Raw genomic sequence first — 14,602 nt, 5'->3', positions numbered from 1 at the left:
GTGGCCTTTTTGCGTTTTCTCATGATTTCGGTCGTTCTGTCGCTCCTGGTCGGACAGGTATCCGCACAGGGCACGCAGGTTGCCTTTGGCACGATCCAGCAGGACACGACCCTGCCCGTGGAAGTGACGGCAGACAACCTGTCGGTCGATCAATCCTCGGGAACCGCGATTTTCACCGGAAACGTGCTGATCGGTCAGGGCGAAATGCGGCTGTCTGCGCCGCGCGTTCTGGTCGTTTACCGCGCGACCGCCGAAGGTATCGCACGGCTTGAGGCCACAGGCGGTGTGACGCTTGTCGCGGGTGCCGATGCCGCCGAGGCAGAGCGCGCGGATTACAGCATCGATGACGGCACGATCGTCATGACAGGCAACGTATTGCTGACCCAAGGCCGTAATGCGCTGACGGCGGACAAGATGACCGTGCGCCTGTCCGATGGAACCGCGCGCATGTCAGGCCGCGTCAAGACGATCCTGCAGACGGGCGATCAGTAATGCCGCCCCCGACGCTGACAGTGGCCGAAGGCTCTCCAGGGTTGCGGATCGACCATTTGCGCAAATCCTACCGCAAAAAGACCGTGATCCGTGATTTTTCCATGCATCTCGATCGGGGCGAGGTCGTGGCCCTTCTGGGCCCCAACGGGTCGGGCAAGACGACGACCTTTTATGCGGTTGCGGGGCTTGTCACGCCCGAAGGCGGCCGCGTTACCGTCGATGGCACCGACGTTACAACGCTTCCCATGTACCGCAGGGCGCAATTGGGAATCGGATACCTGCCGCAGGAAATGAGCATTTTTCGCGGTCTCACCGTCGAGGACAACATCGCGGCGATCCTCGATATTTCGACGCCGCACCGCCATCAGCGTCGCGAACGGCTCGAAGAGTTGTTGTCGGAATTCTCGATCGAACACCTGCGCCGTGCGCCTGCTCTTGCGCTGTCGGGGGGTGAACGCCGGCGGGTCGAAATTGCCCGTTGCCTGGCTGCCAATCCGAAGTATCTGCTTTTGGACGAACCTTTCGCAGGGGTCGACCCGATTTCGGTGGGCGACATCAGGCATCTGGTCGCGGACCTGAAAAAACGCGGAATTGGCGTGCTGATAACCGATCACAACGTGCGCGAAACGCTCGAAATCGTTGACCGCGCCTATATCCTGCACGAGGGCAAGGTTCTGATGTCGGGCACACCCGATGAAGTGGTCGAAAACGAAAACGTTCGCCGCGTGTATCTGGGCGACAACTTTCGCATTTCATGAAAGATCGCAACAAACCGGTTCCGGATATCGCGCATGATCGCACCGCTTTCGTTTGACAGACGACAGTGTTTTCAGGCTCAATAGACGAATGGCGACCCTGTTGTTCCTGTCTGTCTGCGTCGCGGCCTTCATGCCAAGGCCCGGCAGATCACAACCAAAGGGTACGTCACTTTCTGCGAGACCTATGTGAAACCGACGCCGCACTTGCGGACCCGTCGGCATAGTCGGATCGCGTGACGCAAAGGAGAAACTATGCGGTACCAAATCAGCGGCAAACAGATCGACATCGGCGAAGCCCTGCAAACCCACGTGCGCACAGAATTGGGCGAAGTCATCGAGAAATACGCCCAGCGCCCGACGGATGCGCAGGTTGTTTTCTCGAAGTCGGGTCATGAGTTTGTGTGCGAATCAACGGTACATCTGTCCACCGGCCTGACAGCCCAGGCCAAGGCCCATCAGACCGAGATCTACGCCGCGTTCGACGCCTGCTGCGAAAAGATGGACAAGCAACTGAGGCGCTACAAGCGTCGGTTGAAAGATCATCACAAGGACCGGTCAGAGCCGGTTGAAATCTTCGGCGCGTCCTCGTATATCCTCGCTTCGGGAGTAGAGTCGGACACGCAGGAACCAGATACACTTCAGCCGATTATCGTCGCAGAGATGGAAACCAAAATTCCGTCCTTGTCCGTCGGAGAGGCCGTGATGCAGATGGAACTTGCCGGGGCGCCGGTGTTGATCTTCCGAAATGAGAGCAAGGACGGGCTCAACGTCGTGTATCGCCGCGAAGATGGCAATATCGGATGGATCGATCCGAAATAAACAGGAACGACGGCCCAAGATGCCGTCACAACAGTGCGGGCAGCCATGGATTTTGCAAAACTCCTCAAACCAGAGGCCGTGAAGGTTTTGACATCGGCATCCAGCAAGAAGCGGCTGTTGCAGGAACTGGGTGAACTGGCGCATTCGGCCTATGGGCTGGATGCGTCGCGTGTGGTCGAAGCACTCCAGACCCGCGAAGCCCTGGGCCCGACTGGTGTTGGGCATGGTGTTGCGCTGCCGCATGCCCGGCTAGAAGGTCTCGACGAAGTCGTCGGTGCCTTTGTCCTGCTCGACAAACCGATCGATTTCAATGCGGTGGACCGGCAGCCGGTTGATATCGCATTTGCGTTGTTTGCACCCGAAGAAGCAGGTGTTGAACATCTCAAGGCGCTGGCCTTGGTATCACGGACGCTGCGCGCGCCGTCGATCTGCTCGAAATTGCGGGCAAATCCAAATCCTGCGACGCTTTACACCATCCTGACCTCCGCTCAATCCGAACAGGCGGCCTGACGGGGCAATCAGCGCCAGCTGGTAAATCCGAACATCATGTAGTCGCGTTGGTAGACATCCGTCACCTTGGCTTCGATCTCGCTGTCGTAGATCTCGGACAGGGCAAACGGGGTATCCGGGGCCGCCGGTTTCGGCGGGGTGACATCGCTGCGCCCGACGGCCGCGGCCAGATCAACCAATTCAGAAGCGATGTCGGCCTCGCGGATCACGCGATCCGGCAAGGCGAAGTCACCGAAGCCCTGCAAGGCCTGCGCCTGGGTGCACCACGTGGCATCGACGCGAATTGCCGTCTGTCCTGCAAGATTGCCCTTGAGAAACGCGATGAATGCCAGAAACGCGGTCTTGTGCGCAGCCCGATCATAGCTGTCATCGGCGCCATGTTCGGGCACGGGCAAACCGTAGCGTTTGATCAGTGTCCGGCGGATCGGCCCATAGGCGTCTGGACCGTTTGACAGGATGCGCGTGCAAAATGCGTCATGCGCGCGTGCCACAGGGTGCCGCAGCACCGTAAAGCTGCGGTGCCCCTTGTGCTTGCGTTTCCATTGCCGCAGATCCTTTTGCGACATCTTCGTCAAAAGCTCGGTCGGCTCGACTCCGTCCAGGGACGCCAGCCAGTCGGACACGCTCTGCTCAGGGCCGCCCTTGATGGGCAGATACATGAGCGCCGCCTTGGCCGCCGCAACATAGCTGGGCGCAGTTGGCCCGCGACGCGGTTCGAAATTCGGCGTGCGCGTCAGGTTGAACCGATCCAGCCCAGAGAGGGACCGCTCCATCTCGATATAGTTTCTGACCTTTCCCGAGATCGGGCTTGGGTTCTGCTTTTTCAGGCTCTTGTCCAGTTCGTCCAGCTGCGAACTCACGCCCAGATACCTGGCCAAGCCATTCATGACCTCGACGCTCTGAAGGTCTTCATAGGCAATATAGAACGCTGTCTGCCCGCTGGTCTGAAGCCGGTTGAGAAGCCTGACCTGAAAAGCCTGCAACGCGTCCAGATGGGCCGTAAACTCCGCCCCGTCGAACACGGCCTGCCCGTCCTTGCGCCGTTTGACATCCGTCAGTTTCCACTGTCCGGTGGATTGCGCGATTTTCCAGCTGACGTAGCTGTCGACGGGATTACGGGTCAGGATGACCTTGGCGCAACGCGGATCATCCAGAACCATGTCCAGCACCCGCGGATCGTGATCGTGGAAATACCGAAACCCGCCGATCGTTCCATCCTGATCGCGAATGGCCCTGACCAACCTGGCGGGCGACGCATCCCGAGCCGCCTGGTCGATGCCAAGAATGTCGGTGCTGTTGGGGTAGCCGATGAAATGGGGATTGAACGCCTCGCCATGACACGCCAGCCCATCGAATGCGTTTATGTTCGCCTCAAGAAAATTCGATCCGGTGCGCATTTCCGCAAACACCACGAAATAGTCGAATTGCGCAGCCATGGCTTATTGCACCAGATAGGGTTTGCGAGGCGGTTTGTGCGTCGGGACGGCACCATGTTCGACCGGGAAATCCCCCATCAGATAGGGATGCATGCCCTGGTTCTTGAGGTTCTGGAGGAACTGCCCAAACCCCTTGAGGTCAACCATTCTGGGTGCCTCAGACAACCGGCGCAGATTGGATTGACCGATCTCGTCCAGGATACCTTGCAATGGCTCCATCGGCGCCTCGATGAATTCCGCCATCGTCCAGATGCGGACACGGGCCTTGGTATAAGGTGATCTGAGCACGTCCAGGTGCTCGCTTTCGACCTTTTGCAGGGTTGCGGCGATCTTGCGCAGGTCCATGAAGTTCCGGTTCGACCGGAACAGCGGCACGGCCCAGGCGCCACTGATGACCGACACCTGCGCATTCGGATCCTTGGCGACGCGCCAGTTGATTTCCTGGTTGTCGGCCGGACCGAATTGAAAGCACTGCCGTTCGCCCCGCGTGTTCCAGATCAAATTGGTCAGAAACGTGCTGGGGTTATAATCTCGCGCAATGGCGCTATCGCTGATCGCGCCGTTTATCGCGGCCTGACCATCGGCAAACTGAACCTTGTCCGGCGCAAACAGGTGCCCATGCACCCGCGCACCCGTCGCCTTTGCCAGCCAGGGTTCAAAGTTTTCGAACAGTTCGGAAAACCCCTGAAACATGGAATAGGGGGCGGCGGTCACACCGTTTTCCCAATCTTCGTTCGGGAAACGGCTTTGCATATAAAGCCCGGACCGCCCACGGGTACGCCGCTCGACCGCCTTGGCGAAAATCCGGTCGATCTTGCCTGGGTTGGGCTCTGTCTTTTTCATCGCGCCGGCGGCATCGGTCAAAAACGCCTGATAAAGACGGTCCGCATGCGGCCAGATCTTGCGCGCGACAAAGCAATCCGACCGGCGCAGCAATTGCAGGTGATCGTCGTAGAAAATGTGCGGTTTGCCCTGAAAGTCGAACTTGGACAGGGTCAGCGACCGGCTTTCGATATTGATCGAATATTGTCTGGCCAATGTCTGAAAATAGGATTCATCGGGAATCCAGACATGGCGGAAATAGGTGTCATAAGTGCTGCGGTCCGGATCCTGCAGGATCGCCGACAGGGTTTGCCGGGTCAGACACCACCATTGGGAGCCCATGTGCGGCACCAACCCGTTGGGCACCTTGCGCTTGAGACCCAGCTTGCGCTGGATCTGAACCGTCTTGTCGAACAGATACCTGTTCCGCTTCCACGAAAACGGGAACCGCATGGTAAAGCGTTCCTCGTCCAGCCCACCGACCGTCCAGGGCACGTCGGAGGTGGTCGCGCTTTCGATGAAATCGGTGCGCGGACGCGCCGCAAGATAGTCGATCAGTTCCTGCACCGGGCGCAGCGGCAGGCAGGACCCGGATGCCAGATACACATGCCGCACCTCGGCGAACCGGTGCAGCATAAGCTCGGACGCGGCTTGCGAGGCGGAAACGATACCCCATGTCCCCCACTCGCAGCGATAGCGCCGGCTGAACGCAAGGTTGGGTACATTCGACAGCGCCGCGACAAACGCGTCATGCGTGCGCTTGGGGACGCTCTTGTCCACGTGAATCACCACAGGGCACCCGGCCTGCGACCAATGGCGCGCGACCTGTTCGGCACGGCCCAGCGCGGTATGCACCAGCATGACGATTCCGACGCTCACGCCCAGTTCCCCTTGGACATGAGCCCCAGAATTTCGAGTTGGCGCCAGTTGATGTATTTTTCGGACCACTTGCACCAAAGCTGCGGATCGTCTTTCAGCGTTTCGGCATAGGCCTTGTATTCAACCGACCCGGCATAATGCTGGGCCCGGTCCAGCTCTTCCTCGGCCTTTTCGCTGAACGTGTTCAGGAACTTGGCATGCAAGAGCACGCCAGACGCTTTTTCCCCGCCCCATTCGTCGTACACCTGGTTCAGGCCGCGCGGCAGCAACATATGGGTCGAACTGACATAGGTGTAGCGGCGATCCCACTTCACCAAGGGAACCTTGTTCAGCGCCGGCGCCTTTTCCGGCGTTTCGCGAAAGAATACCCGTGCCCGCGGCCCACCTTGTATCCACAGGTTCGTAAACAGGTGATTGCGTGCGATGGAGTAATTGCCGCTGTCGAACCATGACGCGATCTCGATCGGGTTCTGCCCTGCGCAATAGGGTTGCTCGTCCAGCCGCCCCTTGGGGTACATATCCAGCAACATCGCACTGAACGACTTGATCGACGATGCATCCAGCCAGTCGGTCAGCGCCCGCAAGGGGCGCGTGTCACAGAACGGATAGACCAGGAATTCATCAGGATCGACCGTCAGCGTCCAATGCCCGTGTGCGTATTTGCGTTGCAGCCAATTCAGCCAATCGACCCCGAACCGGGACCGGCGATAACTGGCCTTGGTCGACCACACCGATACATCGGGCTGATCGGCCAGATATTCGCGTGATCCGTCGTTGCTTCCATTGTCGACAATGACGAAATGGCCGACACCCATTTCCCGGTAATACTCCAGGAAATACGGCAGCCGCACCTTTTCGTTGCGCAGGGTTGAGAACAACAGGATATCTTCGGGCCGGATCTGTCCGGTCCGGTTCGCGACCTGTTTCAGTTCGCGACGCTTGCGGAACGCACGGATGCGCCAACGCTTTCGCTGAAGCCGAAGTCGATATGACTGCCAGACGCCCAAACCCTGTCCTCTGCCGCAATAGCTCTGTGTCAGCCTGCGCCTATCATCTTAACCTTAACACGATCTTGAAGTGATCTTGCCATGTCGTAGGTTGAAATCGCGGCATTTGCGGGGCGAACGGTGGCTTTGCGGCCATACTTTTTACTTTTGTTGCCCACAGATAACGATCTGTCACAGGTGCGTAAACGGCATTGTCACCCAAAACCTCGCGTAAAACGGGCAAATCATTACACAAAACCGGGATCTGGAGGCGCGCCGCCTCGACCGGCGGCAGACCGAAGCCCTCCGCGAGGCTGGGAAAGACAAGCGCGGATGCCCCCTGCAGCACCGCCGCAACCGCGCCATCCGACATGACACCGAGTTCCCGAACGGAGCCATTGACGGGCAGGGCATCCAACCGGTCGAACACCGCGCGGTTGTTCCACCCCCGTGCGCCACAGATCAGAAGCGGCGGCGCATCGGCGCCCAGATCCTGCCAGACATCCAGTAGGAACCCGATATTCTTTCGGGGCTCGATCGTGCCTATTGCAATGAAATAGGGTCTTGCGGGCGGCAACTCCGGTGGCAATCGGGTGGCATCTGGCGTGACCGGATCCACACCAAGATGCGCCACGACACCGGGAGGAATCCGCGCCTCGGCGGCCATGGCCCGTTCGGCCCGCTCATGGGTGTCCCGCGAATTGTAGATCAGCATATCCGCATGGGCGAACGCGCGGCGCAATTTGTCACGAAAAGGCGCCACAGTGCCTTGGCGCTGAAACTGCGGAAACTCCAGCGGGATCACATCATGCACGAAAATAGCGATGCGCGCATCTGGCAGGTCACGGACGGTGGACAGGACCCGGTCGGTCAGATTGGAATGCCCGACATTGAAATACAATGTTCCGGCAGGAAGATGGTCGCGCAACATCGCCCCCAAACGACCCGGACGCGCCCGCGCGATCGCCCAGCGTCGGAGGCTCGCCTCGGCGATTTGCACCTCTGGCGAGCGGCCCCGCGGCAAGCGCGACAGCAGGTCACGCGCCCCCCACCCCGATGCACCGCTCAGCGCGCCGTGAAACCGCTGCATCCCGTCACGATCCAGCAAAAGGTATCCGTAGGCTGTCCGCACCAGTCCGAAAACAGGCTCTACCTGGCCGATCAGACACCTTAGATAGGCACGTTCAACCCGGTCCACGCCGGTCGCAACACGCCCTGCGCGGCGCAGGCTGCGCGTCAGGTCCAACATCCGCGCGGGACAGGGGTTATCGGCTATAGTGCCCAGTTTGATGCCATCTCCAAGCGTCGGTTATCATGTCGCGCAGGGTTGAACGATGCGGCGACCACCCCAATTCCGCCTGCGCGCGGGTCGACCCCGATACAAGCTTGGTGCAATCGCCGGGGCGACGCGGGCCATCTCGATGGGGCACCTCGAGGTTCGTGATCTCGCGGGCATGGGCCAGAACGTCCCGCACCGAAAATCCGGTCCCTGTGCCCAGGTTGAACACCCGGCTGCCGCGACCGTCCAGAAGCCATTTCAACCCGAGAACATGCGCATCCACCAAGTCACAGACGTGCACGTAATCCCGAATACAGGTGCCATCCGGAGTGTCGTAATCGGTGCCGAAAATGGTCAGTTCATCGCGTTTTCCATCAATGGCATCCAGCATCAAAGGCACCAGATGCGTCTCGGGTTGATGAAATTCGCCGACCTCGCCCATCGGATCGGCCCCCGCCACGTTGAAGTAGCGAAAGATGACATGCCGAAGCCCGTGTGCGGTTTCGAAATCGGTCAGGATGTTTTCGACCGCCCGTTTCGATGCGCCGTAGGCATTGATGGGATATTGCGGGCTCTCTTCGTCCAGCACGATGTTGTCCTGATCGCCATAGGTCGCGCAGGTCGATGAAAAAACGATATCAAGGCACCCCGCCGCCGCCGCCGCCTCGATCAGGGTCAGCGATCCGCCGACATTGTTGCGCCAGTACCGGCCCGGGTCGGCCATGCTTTCGCCGACCTGGCTCAGGGCCGCGAAATGCATCACGGCAACAGGTTCGTATCGCTTGAACACCGCGTCCAGGCGTGCACGATCCGACAAGTCGCCATGCTCGAACGGGCCGAATTTCACGGCCTCTTGCCATCCGGTCACCAGGTTGTCGTAGGTGACGGGCACGTACCCCGCGTTTCGCAGCGCCTTGCACGCGTGCGACCCGATATAGCCCGCCCCGCCGGTGACCAGTACGCTGTTCACGTCCGCCCTCTCCTAAACTGCTTATTCTGCTGCTTTGTTGGTGGCCATGATGTCGCGCAGATAGCTTGACAGATCGTCGCGCAGGTCGTCACGGGCCAGACCAAAAGCCACCGTCGCCTGCAAAAACCCCGATTTAGAGCCGCAATCGAAGCGTTGGCCACTGAAGCGATACCCATAGACGCTGCGATCCTGCTCGATCTCGGCGGAGATCGCGTCGGTCAGCTGTATCTCGCCGCCCGCTCCGGATTTCAATCTGTTGAGATTGGTGAACACCGTAGGTGAAAGAATATAGCGACCGATCACCGCGAGGTTCGACGGGGCTTCGCCTGCTGCGGGCTTTTCGACCATTCCCTTGACGCGCACCATGTTCTTCATGTCCTCGGCCACGTCCAACATCCCGTAAGAAGATGATTTTTCTGGTGGCACTTCCATGGCTGCGACCATGTTGCCACCGGTTTCCTGGTAGGCTTCGGCCATCTGTTGCAGACAGGGTTTCTCGGCCGCGATCACATCGTCGGGCAGGATCACGGCAAAGGGTTCGTTTCCGACAAGCCGCCGGGCACACCACACCGCATGGCCCAGACCAAGCGGCTTGTGCTGGCGGATATACGCGATCGCGCCACTGTCCATGTTCGTGGTCTTGAGAACCTCCAGAAGGTCTTCTTTGCCCTTTTTGCGCAGCTCCTGTTCAAGCTGCGGTGCGTGATCGAAGTAATCCTCGAGCGCGCCTTTGCCGCGCGAGGTCACGAAGATGAACTCCTTGATGCCGGCGGCACGGGCCTCGTCGATGGCGTACTGGATCAACGGGCGATCCACCAAAGTCATGATTTCCTTGGGGACCGACTTCGTGGCGGGCAAGAAACGCGTGCCCATGCCGGCAACAGGAAAAATGGCCTTGGTGACTTTTCTCTTCATCTTGAACCTGCGCTGTGCCCCTTGGGCGATTGAAAAACCTGGATCTGGTGAAAACCATAGCCGCTTTGCATCCCGAGGGCACGTCATTCCACCAAAATATTCAGATCTAGCGTATAGACCGTGTCAGCCCGGTGCCACTTGAAGCAGATCAATCGGCAAGCAAACGCTGGCGCGCTACTCTGTCGCGTTCCCGTTCGATGCGCCTTGCATGGCTGACGAACCGCACCAAAGGATCGGACCGGTCGCTTTTGCCGAACATTCCGCCCTGGTGCAGCCAGTAACCGTCAGGATGAAACGAGATCCGGTGGAACAGCGCCGTCGGAGACAGAATGATAACCGTCACGATATTCCCCGCGCGCACCTGTGCCGCCGCCTGCGACATCAATCGTTTGCGCGACCAGATACGCCCTGCGAACAACAGGCTGCGGCGCACCGCACCCGGAAACCTCTTGAAGGGCGCAGCAGGGTGGCGGGCAATCGGAGTGCGGGAAATCGTTCGCTCGCGTCCTGCATCATACCCTGCGTCCAGCCGCGCCATCAGACGCCGCAGGTCGCGCGGCTCCAGCGTGCCCGCGATCAAGTGCCGGACCAGTCGATCTCTCTGTTCCAGCCGCAATCCGGACCACTGCGCCGCGTGCAGGACATCCGGCACGTGTTTGCGCTGAAACACCGCCCAGCTTGCGCCGATATCGAACAGGTCGCGTGGCGTACGATCCGATCGGCGCAGCAGGCTGGGGGCAAATCCGTGATGCACTTCGGCCAGTGGCACCAGCGCCGTGCGGAGCCCCGCCTGTCCCAAGCGCATGTTCAGATCCGTTTCATCCAGGTAGAAATGGAACGCCGCATCGAAACCGCCCAAGCGCACCAAAGCGTCGCGCCGCACCGCCATGTTGGTGCCTTCGGTCTTGACCCCATGGCCCGTTGGCGGCGTCAGGACGGTCGGTCGGATCGGGTCCAGGTCGATCCGCCTGGCCGCGCCCAGCGCATCCAGCACGCGCGCACCCCATTGCAGGCTGATGCCGTTGCGCCCGCGCACGAACCCGCCCGTCGCCGCCACATCGCAGCGCGCCAGCGGCGCGACCAGATGGCCAAGCCACGAGGGTTCGGCCACGGCATCGTCATCGATAAAGGCGATCACCTCTCCGGCGGCCTGCTCGATACCCCTGTTGCGGGCGGCGGAAATATTGGGCTGGTCGAATTCGAGCGTTTTCAGGTGCTGCCCAAAGTCGAGGTTTCCAACAGCCTCGATCCCGGACGGATCCGCGACAACGACGATTTCAAAGCGGGGGTGGTCTTGCTGCGTCAACGCGGTCAGGCATCGGGTCAACGCGGCGGGCCGCCCTCGGCTGACCACGACCACGCTGACCGCACAATCGGTCATTCCAGACCCATCTCCGCCATCATCGCCTCCAGCTTGGGAACGTCCTGCGGATTGTTCAATTCCCAGAACTGCCGCCCGCGGGCTTCGACCTCGACACACAGAACACCGCGCCCGTTTTCCATGAAGCGCAATTGCTCCAGCCCCTCCAGTCCTTCGAGCGGACCGACCGGCCACGTCGGATAAGCGGCCAGCGCATCGGGCCGGTAGGCATAGACGCCGACGTGATGAAAGACCGGTGTAGGCTCTGCTTCAAGGTAGGTTTTCGACGTGAACGGCACGACTTCCTTGGAGAAGTAAAGCGCCTTGTGCGCACGGTCGAACACGGCCGTTGTGCCGCCTACGCGCCCCGCTTTGCGATCCGACAAAAGACTGTTCAACGCGGCGCCGTCGCATCGCAGGACGGGCGTGGCGATGTCCGCCTCGGGGGCCGCGCGCAGGCCTGCGATCAGATCCTCCACGAACCAATGCGGAGTCAAAGGCGCGTCGCCCTGCAGGTTCACGACGATCTCGAATCCACCGCCCAATGCAGCGTGCGCTTCGGCGCAGCGCTCGGTCCCGTTGGCGCAATCGGGCGAGGTCATCACCACCTCGGCCCCGAAGGTTTCGGCGGCGTACCGGATACGATCATCGTCGGTGGCCACCACGACCCGGTCAACGCCCTGCACCGCCATCGCCGCGCGCCAGCTGCGTTCGATCAGGCTTTGGGATTTGCCGGTGGCACCGCGCAGATCCGCCAGCGGCTTGCCCGGATAGCGGGTCGATGCGTATCGCGCAGGAATGGCAATCAAAACAGACATCAGGGCGCCTTCAACTCGACGCCGGGCGAGAGCGCGATAAAGAACGGGTTTTCGAAATTCGGCTTTCCGTAGATGAGCGGCATGTGATCGTCGAACCGGACGACGGAACCGCCCGCCCCCCGCAAAACGGCGTCGCCCGCGGCAGTGTCCCATTCCATCGTCCGGCCCAGCCGCGGATAGAGATCCGCCTCGCCGGTCGCGATCAGGCAGAACTTGAGCGACGATCCGGCGCTGGTCATGTCGCGGACGGCATATTTGGCGATGTAGTCGTCGGTCGCCTGATCGCGGTGCGATTTCGAGGCCACCACCATGAGAGCCGAATTATCCACGTCAGAGACGAAGACCGCCCTGGTCTTTCCGATCCGCTCCTTGTCGAAGGGGCCTGCCTCCTCGACGGCGCGCCCTTGGGCATCGGTAAAGAACATCCGCTCCCTGGCGGGGGCATAGACCACGCCGCGCGTGGGAATGCCGCCCTCGACCAGCGCGATGTTCACGGTGAAATCGCCGCGCCGGTTGACGAATTCCTTGGTGCCATCCAGCGGGTCCACGATCAGGAACGTATCGCCCTCCAGCGAATGCGTGGCCGATTGCTCTTCTGTGACAAGCGGCACATCCGGGAACGCGGCGCGCAGGCCTGCGGAAATGATCGCATCGGCGGTTTCATCGGCCTGCGTCACGGGGCTGTCGTCGGACTTGACCCTCACGTCGAAATCCTCCGAGGCATAGACCGCCATGATCGCGTCCCCCGCCTCTAGCGACAACCGGCGCATCACTGCCACAAGTCTTTGGTAATCCAAGCCGCGCACTCCACGGTTTTGTTGATAAAAAAGCTGGCTCCCTTATGGTGCGACACTAACGGAACAGCAAGAAGTCCGTGCGACACTGAATTTCCCAAGAGGGCACGGGCAAGATGTTTCAACCGACGCGAAAACCCCGGACTGGCTTCGGTACGGCGCTGGCGATGGCGGAGCTGGTGTATCATTCGATCGTGCGTTCGGTGCGCAAGACGCACAACAACGCCTTTATCGCGATCGGCGTCAACATGTTGCAGGCCATCATGTTCGTGATGGCTTTCTACGTGATGTTTTCAATCCTGGGCCTGCGCGGTGCCGCGATCCGGGGCGACTTTCTGATCTACATCATGTCGGGCATTTTTCTCTACATGACGCATACCAAAACGCTGGCCTCGGTCGTTGGCTCCGAAGGGCCCGCCAGCGCGATGATGAAACACGCGCCGATGAACACGATCATCGCGATCCTGTCGGCGGCACTTGGCACCCTCTATATCCAGACTCTGTCGCTGTTGCTGATCCTGTTCATTTATCACATGGTTCTGACGCCCGTCGTGATCGAACAGCCGATTGCGGCCTACAGCATGCTATTGCTGGCATGGTTCACGGGTGGCGCACTGGGGTTGGTGCTGCTGGCGGCAAAGCCCTGGTTTCCGACGGTGGTTGGTATCTTTGCGACGATCTATCAGCGTGCGAACATGATTGCCTCGGGCAAGATGTTCGTGGCCAACACCCTGCCCGGCTTCATGCTGGCGATGTTCGACTGGAACCCGCTGTTTCATTGCATCGACCAGGCGCGCGGCTTTGCCTTCATCAACTACAACCCGCATTACAGCAGCATCGAATACCCGTTTTACATCGGCCTCGTGCTGGTGATGATCGGCTTGATGGGAGAATTCTACACCCGGCGTCATGCCTCCGCGAGCTGGGGCGCGCGACGCTGAAGCCTGGCCGGAAATTTCGAAGTTCCCGGTCCGTGGTCTGTGCTAGAAAACGGCTACTCGACCACGCGCAGTGTAAGGTTGATACGACCGCCCTTGGGCAAAAGCTTGGATGACCCCGCGCGTATCCTGTCCACGCCGTGATAGACCAGCCGCGCGTCACCGCCCATCACGGCCACATCCCCCGATTGCAACCAGATCGACTGCGTGGTGCCGCCGCGCGTCAGGTTCCCGATGCGAAACAGACCGTCATCGCCAAGGCTCACCGACACAACCGGCCAGCCGAAATCGGCTTCGTCGCGATCCTGGTGCAGACCCATCCGCGCATCGGCATCGTAATAGTTGATCAGACAGCACTCCGGGGCGCGGTCCAATCCGGTCACCTCGCGCCACAGCGTCAGCACCTGTTCCGGGATATCCGGCCAGTCCCGGCCAGAGGGGTGCGTCCGTGAATACCGGTATCCTTTCGCGTCGGATATCCACCCGTAGCGGCCCGCCGCGCTCATCCGGACCGACATCGCCTTGCCGCGCGGCGTGGTCGGCCGAAAGAACGGCGCGGCGCGCACCACCGTGCGCACCGCCTCGAAAAGGCTCTGCTGCGCCTCCGGCAGCAGATAGCTCTTGTGAATCGCCACCCCCCGCAGCATCAGCGGCGCCATATTCCCCCGCATTGTCGCGAACTCCTGAAAATTTCCCGCAAGAATCCCCATATCAGCGTCATTGCAGCGGTTGCAGGGGTCCCGACCGGTCCTTATATACCCTCCGAACCGCATGGAGTGGAGCGTTCCATGTGTCAACAGATCGGGGTGTGGGTGCCACAACGGGC

15 protein-coding genes are annotated in these 14,602 nt (G+C 60.4%); 5 read left to right on the top strand and 10 right to left on the bottom strand.

The window, feature by feature from the left end:
• Positions 1-21: 21 nt before the first annotated feature.
• The 4 genes from lptA (at position 22) to FDT80_RS10340 (ending at position 2,579) form a co-directional block, all read left to right on the top strand.
• Positions 22-492, top strand: a complete 471-nt coding sequence (gene lptA, locus FDT80_RS10355; RefSeq protein WP_138662578.1) for a lipopolysaccharide transport periplasmic protein LptA — start codon at positions 22-24, stop codon at positions 490-492.
• On the top strand, positions 492-1,250 hold the full coding sequence (lptB, locus tag FDT80_RS10350) for an LPS export ABC transporter ATP-binding protein (RefSeq protein WP_138662203.1): 759 nt from the start codon (positions 492-494) through the stop codon (positions 1,248-1,250). Before lptA ends, lptB begins: the two co-directional genes overlap by 1 nt.
• A 252-nt stretch (positions 1,251-1,502) precedes the next feature.
• Entirely contained in the window at positions 1,503-2,069 is a 567-nt protein-coding gene (gene hpf / locus FDT80_RS10345) for a ribosome hibernation-promoting factor, HPF/YfiA family (RefSeq protein WP_138662202.1), read from the top strand.
• A 45-nt stretch (positions 2,070-2,114) separates the two neighbouring features.
• The gene (locus FDT80_RS10340; RefSeq protein WP_138662201.1) at positions 2,115-2,579 is read left to right on the top strand and encodes a PTS sugar transporter subunit IIA; all 465 of its coding nucleotides are present in this window, start codon (positions 2,115-2,117) and stop codon (positions 2,577-2,579) included.
• A gap of 8 nt (positions 2,580-2,587) precedes the next feature.
• On the opposite strand, the gene FDT80_RS10335 is transcribed toward FDT80_RS10340, so the two are convergent.
• The 9 genes from FDT80_RS10335 to cysQ all read right to left on the bottom strand — a co-directional run bounded on the left by FDT80_RS10335 (position 2,588) and on the right by cysQ (position 12,841).
• Positions 2,588-4,015, bottom strand: a complete 1,428-nt coding sequence (locus tag FDT80_RS10335) for a nodulation protein NodH (protein WP_138662200.1) — start codon at positions 4,013-4,015, stop codon at positions 2,588-2,590.
• Between the two features lie 3 nt (positions 4,016-4,018).
• Complete coding sequence (locus tag FDT80_RS10330) at positions 4,019-5,716, bottom strand: DUF5927 domain-containing protein (RefSeq protein WP_138662199.1); 1,698 nt, start codon at positions 5,714-5,716, stop codon at positions 4,019-4,021.
• Positions 5,713-6,723 carry a glycosyltransferase family 2 protein gene (locus FDT80_RS10325; RefSeq protein ID WP_138662198.1) on the bottom strand — a complete coding sequence of 337 codons (1,011 nt, stop codon included), beginning with the start codon at positions 6,721-6,723 and terminating at the stop codon, positions 5,713-5,715. The genes FDT80_RS10330 and FDT80_RS10325 overlap by 4 nt, the downstream gene beginning before the upstream one ends.
• Positions 6,724-6,766: 43 nt before the next feature.
• Positions 6,767-7,633 (bottom strand): glycosyltransferase family 4 protein, encoded by an 867-nt coding sequence (locus tag FDT80_RS10320; RefSeq protein ID WP_246039920.1) that lies wholly within the window; start codon positions 7,631-7,633, stop codon positions 6,767-6,769.
• Positions 7,634-7,967: 334 nt separating this feature from the next.
• Positions 7,968-8,951 (bottom strand): UDP-glucose 4-epimerase GalE, encoded by a 984-nt coding sequence (gene galE, locus FDT80_RS10315; protein ID WP_138662196.1) that lies wholly within the window; start codon positions 8,949-8,951, stop codon positions 7,968-7,970.
• A 21-nt stretch (positions 8,952-8,972) separates the two neighbouring features.
• A complete protein-coding gene (galU, locus tag FDT80_RS10310) occupies positions 8,973-9,866 on the bottom strand; it encodes a UTP--glucose-1-phosphate uridylyltransferase GalU (protein ID WP_138662577.1) in 894 nt (297 codons plus the stop codon).
• Positions 9,867-10,014: 148 nt separating this feature from the next.
• A complete protein-coding gene (locus FDT80_RS10305) occupies positions 10,015-11,247 on the bottom strand; it encodes a glycosyltransferase family 2 protein (protein ID WP_138662195.1) in 1,233 nt (410 codons plus the stop codon).
• Entirely contained in the window at positions 11,244-12,044 is an 801-nt protein-coding gene (locus tag FDT80_RS10300) for a 3-deoxy-manno-octulosonate cytidylyltransferase (protein ID WP_138662194.1), read from the bottom strand. The genes FDT80_RS10305 and FDT80_RS10300 overlap by 4 nt, the downstream gene beginning before the upstream one ends.
• Positions 12,044-12,841 carry a 3'(2'),5'-bisphosphate nucleotidase CysQ gene (cysQ, locus tag FDT80_RS10295; protein WP_138662193.1) on the bottom strand — a complete coding sequence of 266 codons (798 nt, stop codon included), beginning with the start codon at positions 12,839-12,841 and terminating at the stop codon, positions 12,044-12,046. The genes FDT80_RS10300 and cysQ overlap by 1 nt, the downstream gene beginning before the upstream one ends.
• 113 nt (positions 12,842-12,954) lie before the next feature.
• On the opposite strand from cysQ, the gene FDT80_RS10290 reads away from it, so the two are divergent.
• On the top strand, positions 12,955-13,779 hold the full coding sequence (locus FDT80_RS10290) for an ABC transporter permease (protein WP_138662192.1): 825 nt from the start codon (positions 12,955-12,957) through the stop codon (positions 13,777-13,779).
• A gap of 53 nt (positions 13,780-13,832) precedes the next feature.
• Here FDT80_RS10290 and FDT80_RS10285 read toward each other — a convergent pair whose 3' ends face one another.
• A complete protein-coding gene (locus FDT80_RS10285; protein WP_138662191.1) occupies positions 13,833-14,435 on the bottom strand; it encodes an alpha-ketoglutarate-dependent dioxygenase AlkB family protein in 603 nt (200 codons plus the stop codon).
• Positions 14,436-14,602 lie beyond the last annotated feature (167 nt).

It is taken from the genome of Sulfitobacter sabulilitoris (genome assembly GCF_005887615.1).
Classification (GTDB): Bacteria; Pseudomonadota; Alphaproteobacteria; order Rhodobacterales; family Rhodobacteraceae; genus Sulfitobacter_E; species Sulfitobacter_E sabulilitoris.
The sequence above is the reverse complement of the archived record's forward strand: the minus strand, read 5'-3'. Positions and strand labels throughout refer to the sequence as shown.

What these genes read in the sequence shown, in the direction of transcription:
- FDT80_RS10320 (WP_246039920.1), bottom strand. Translation starts at nt 7,633, where the DNA reads ATGTTGCGCGACCATCTTCCTGCCGGAACATTGTATTTCAATGTCGGG.
- lptA (WP_138662578.1), top strand. Translation starts at nt 22, where the DNA reads ATGATTTCGGTCGTTCTGTCGCTCCTGGTCGGACAGGTATCCGCACAG.
- hpf (WP_138662202.1), top strand. Translation starts at nt 1,503, where the DNA reads ATGCGGTACCAAATCAGCGGCAAACAGATCGACATCGGCGAAGCCCTG.
- lptB (WP_138662203.1), top strand. Translation starts at nt 492, where the DNA reads ATGCCGCCCCCGACGCTGACAGTGGCCGAAGGCTCTCCAGGGTTGCGG.
- FDT80_RS10340 (WP_138662201.1), top strand. Translation starts at nt 2,115, where the DNA reads ATGGATTTTGCAAAACTCCTCAAACCAGAGGCCGTGAAGGTTTTGACA.
- FDT80_RS10285 (WP_138662191.1), bottom strand. Translation starts at nt 14,435, where the DNA reads ATGGCGCCGCTGATGCTGCGGGGGGTGGCGATTCACAAGAGCTATCTG.
- FDT80_RS10305 (WP_138662195.1), bottom strand. Translation starts at nt 11,247, where the DNA reads ATGACCGATTGTGCGGTCAGCGTGGTCGTGGTCAGCCGAGGGCGGCCC.
- galU (WP_138662577.1), bottom strand. Translation starts at nt 9,866, where the DNA reads ATGAAGAGAAAAGTCACCAAGGCCATTTTTCCTGTTGCCGGCATGGGC.
- FDT80_RS10290 (WP_138662192.1), top strand. Translation starts at nt 12,955, where the DNA reads ATGTTTCAACCGACGCGAAAACCCCGGACTGGCTTCGGTACGGCGCTG.
- FDT80_RS10335 (WP_138662200.1), bottom strand. Translation starts at nt 4,015, where the DNA reads ATGGCTGCGCAATTCGACTATTTCGTGGTGTTTGCGGAAATGCGCACC.
- FDT80_RS10300 (WP_138662194.1), bottom strand. Translation starts at nt 12,044, where the DNA reads ATGTCTGTTTTGATTGCCATTCCTGCGCGATACGCATCGACCCGCTAT.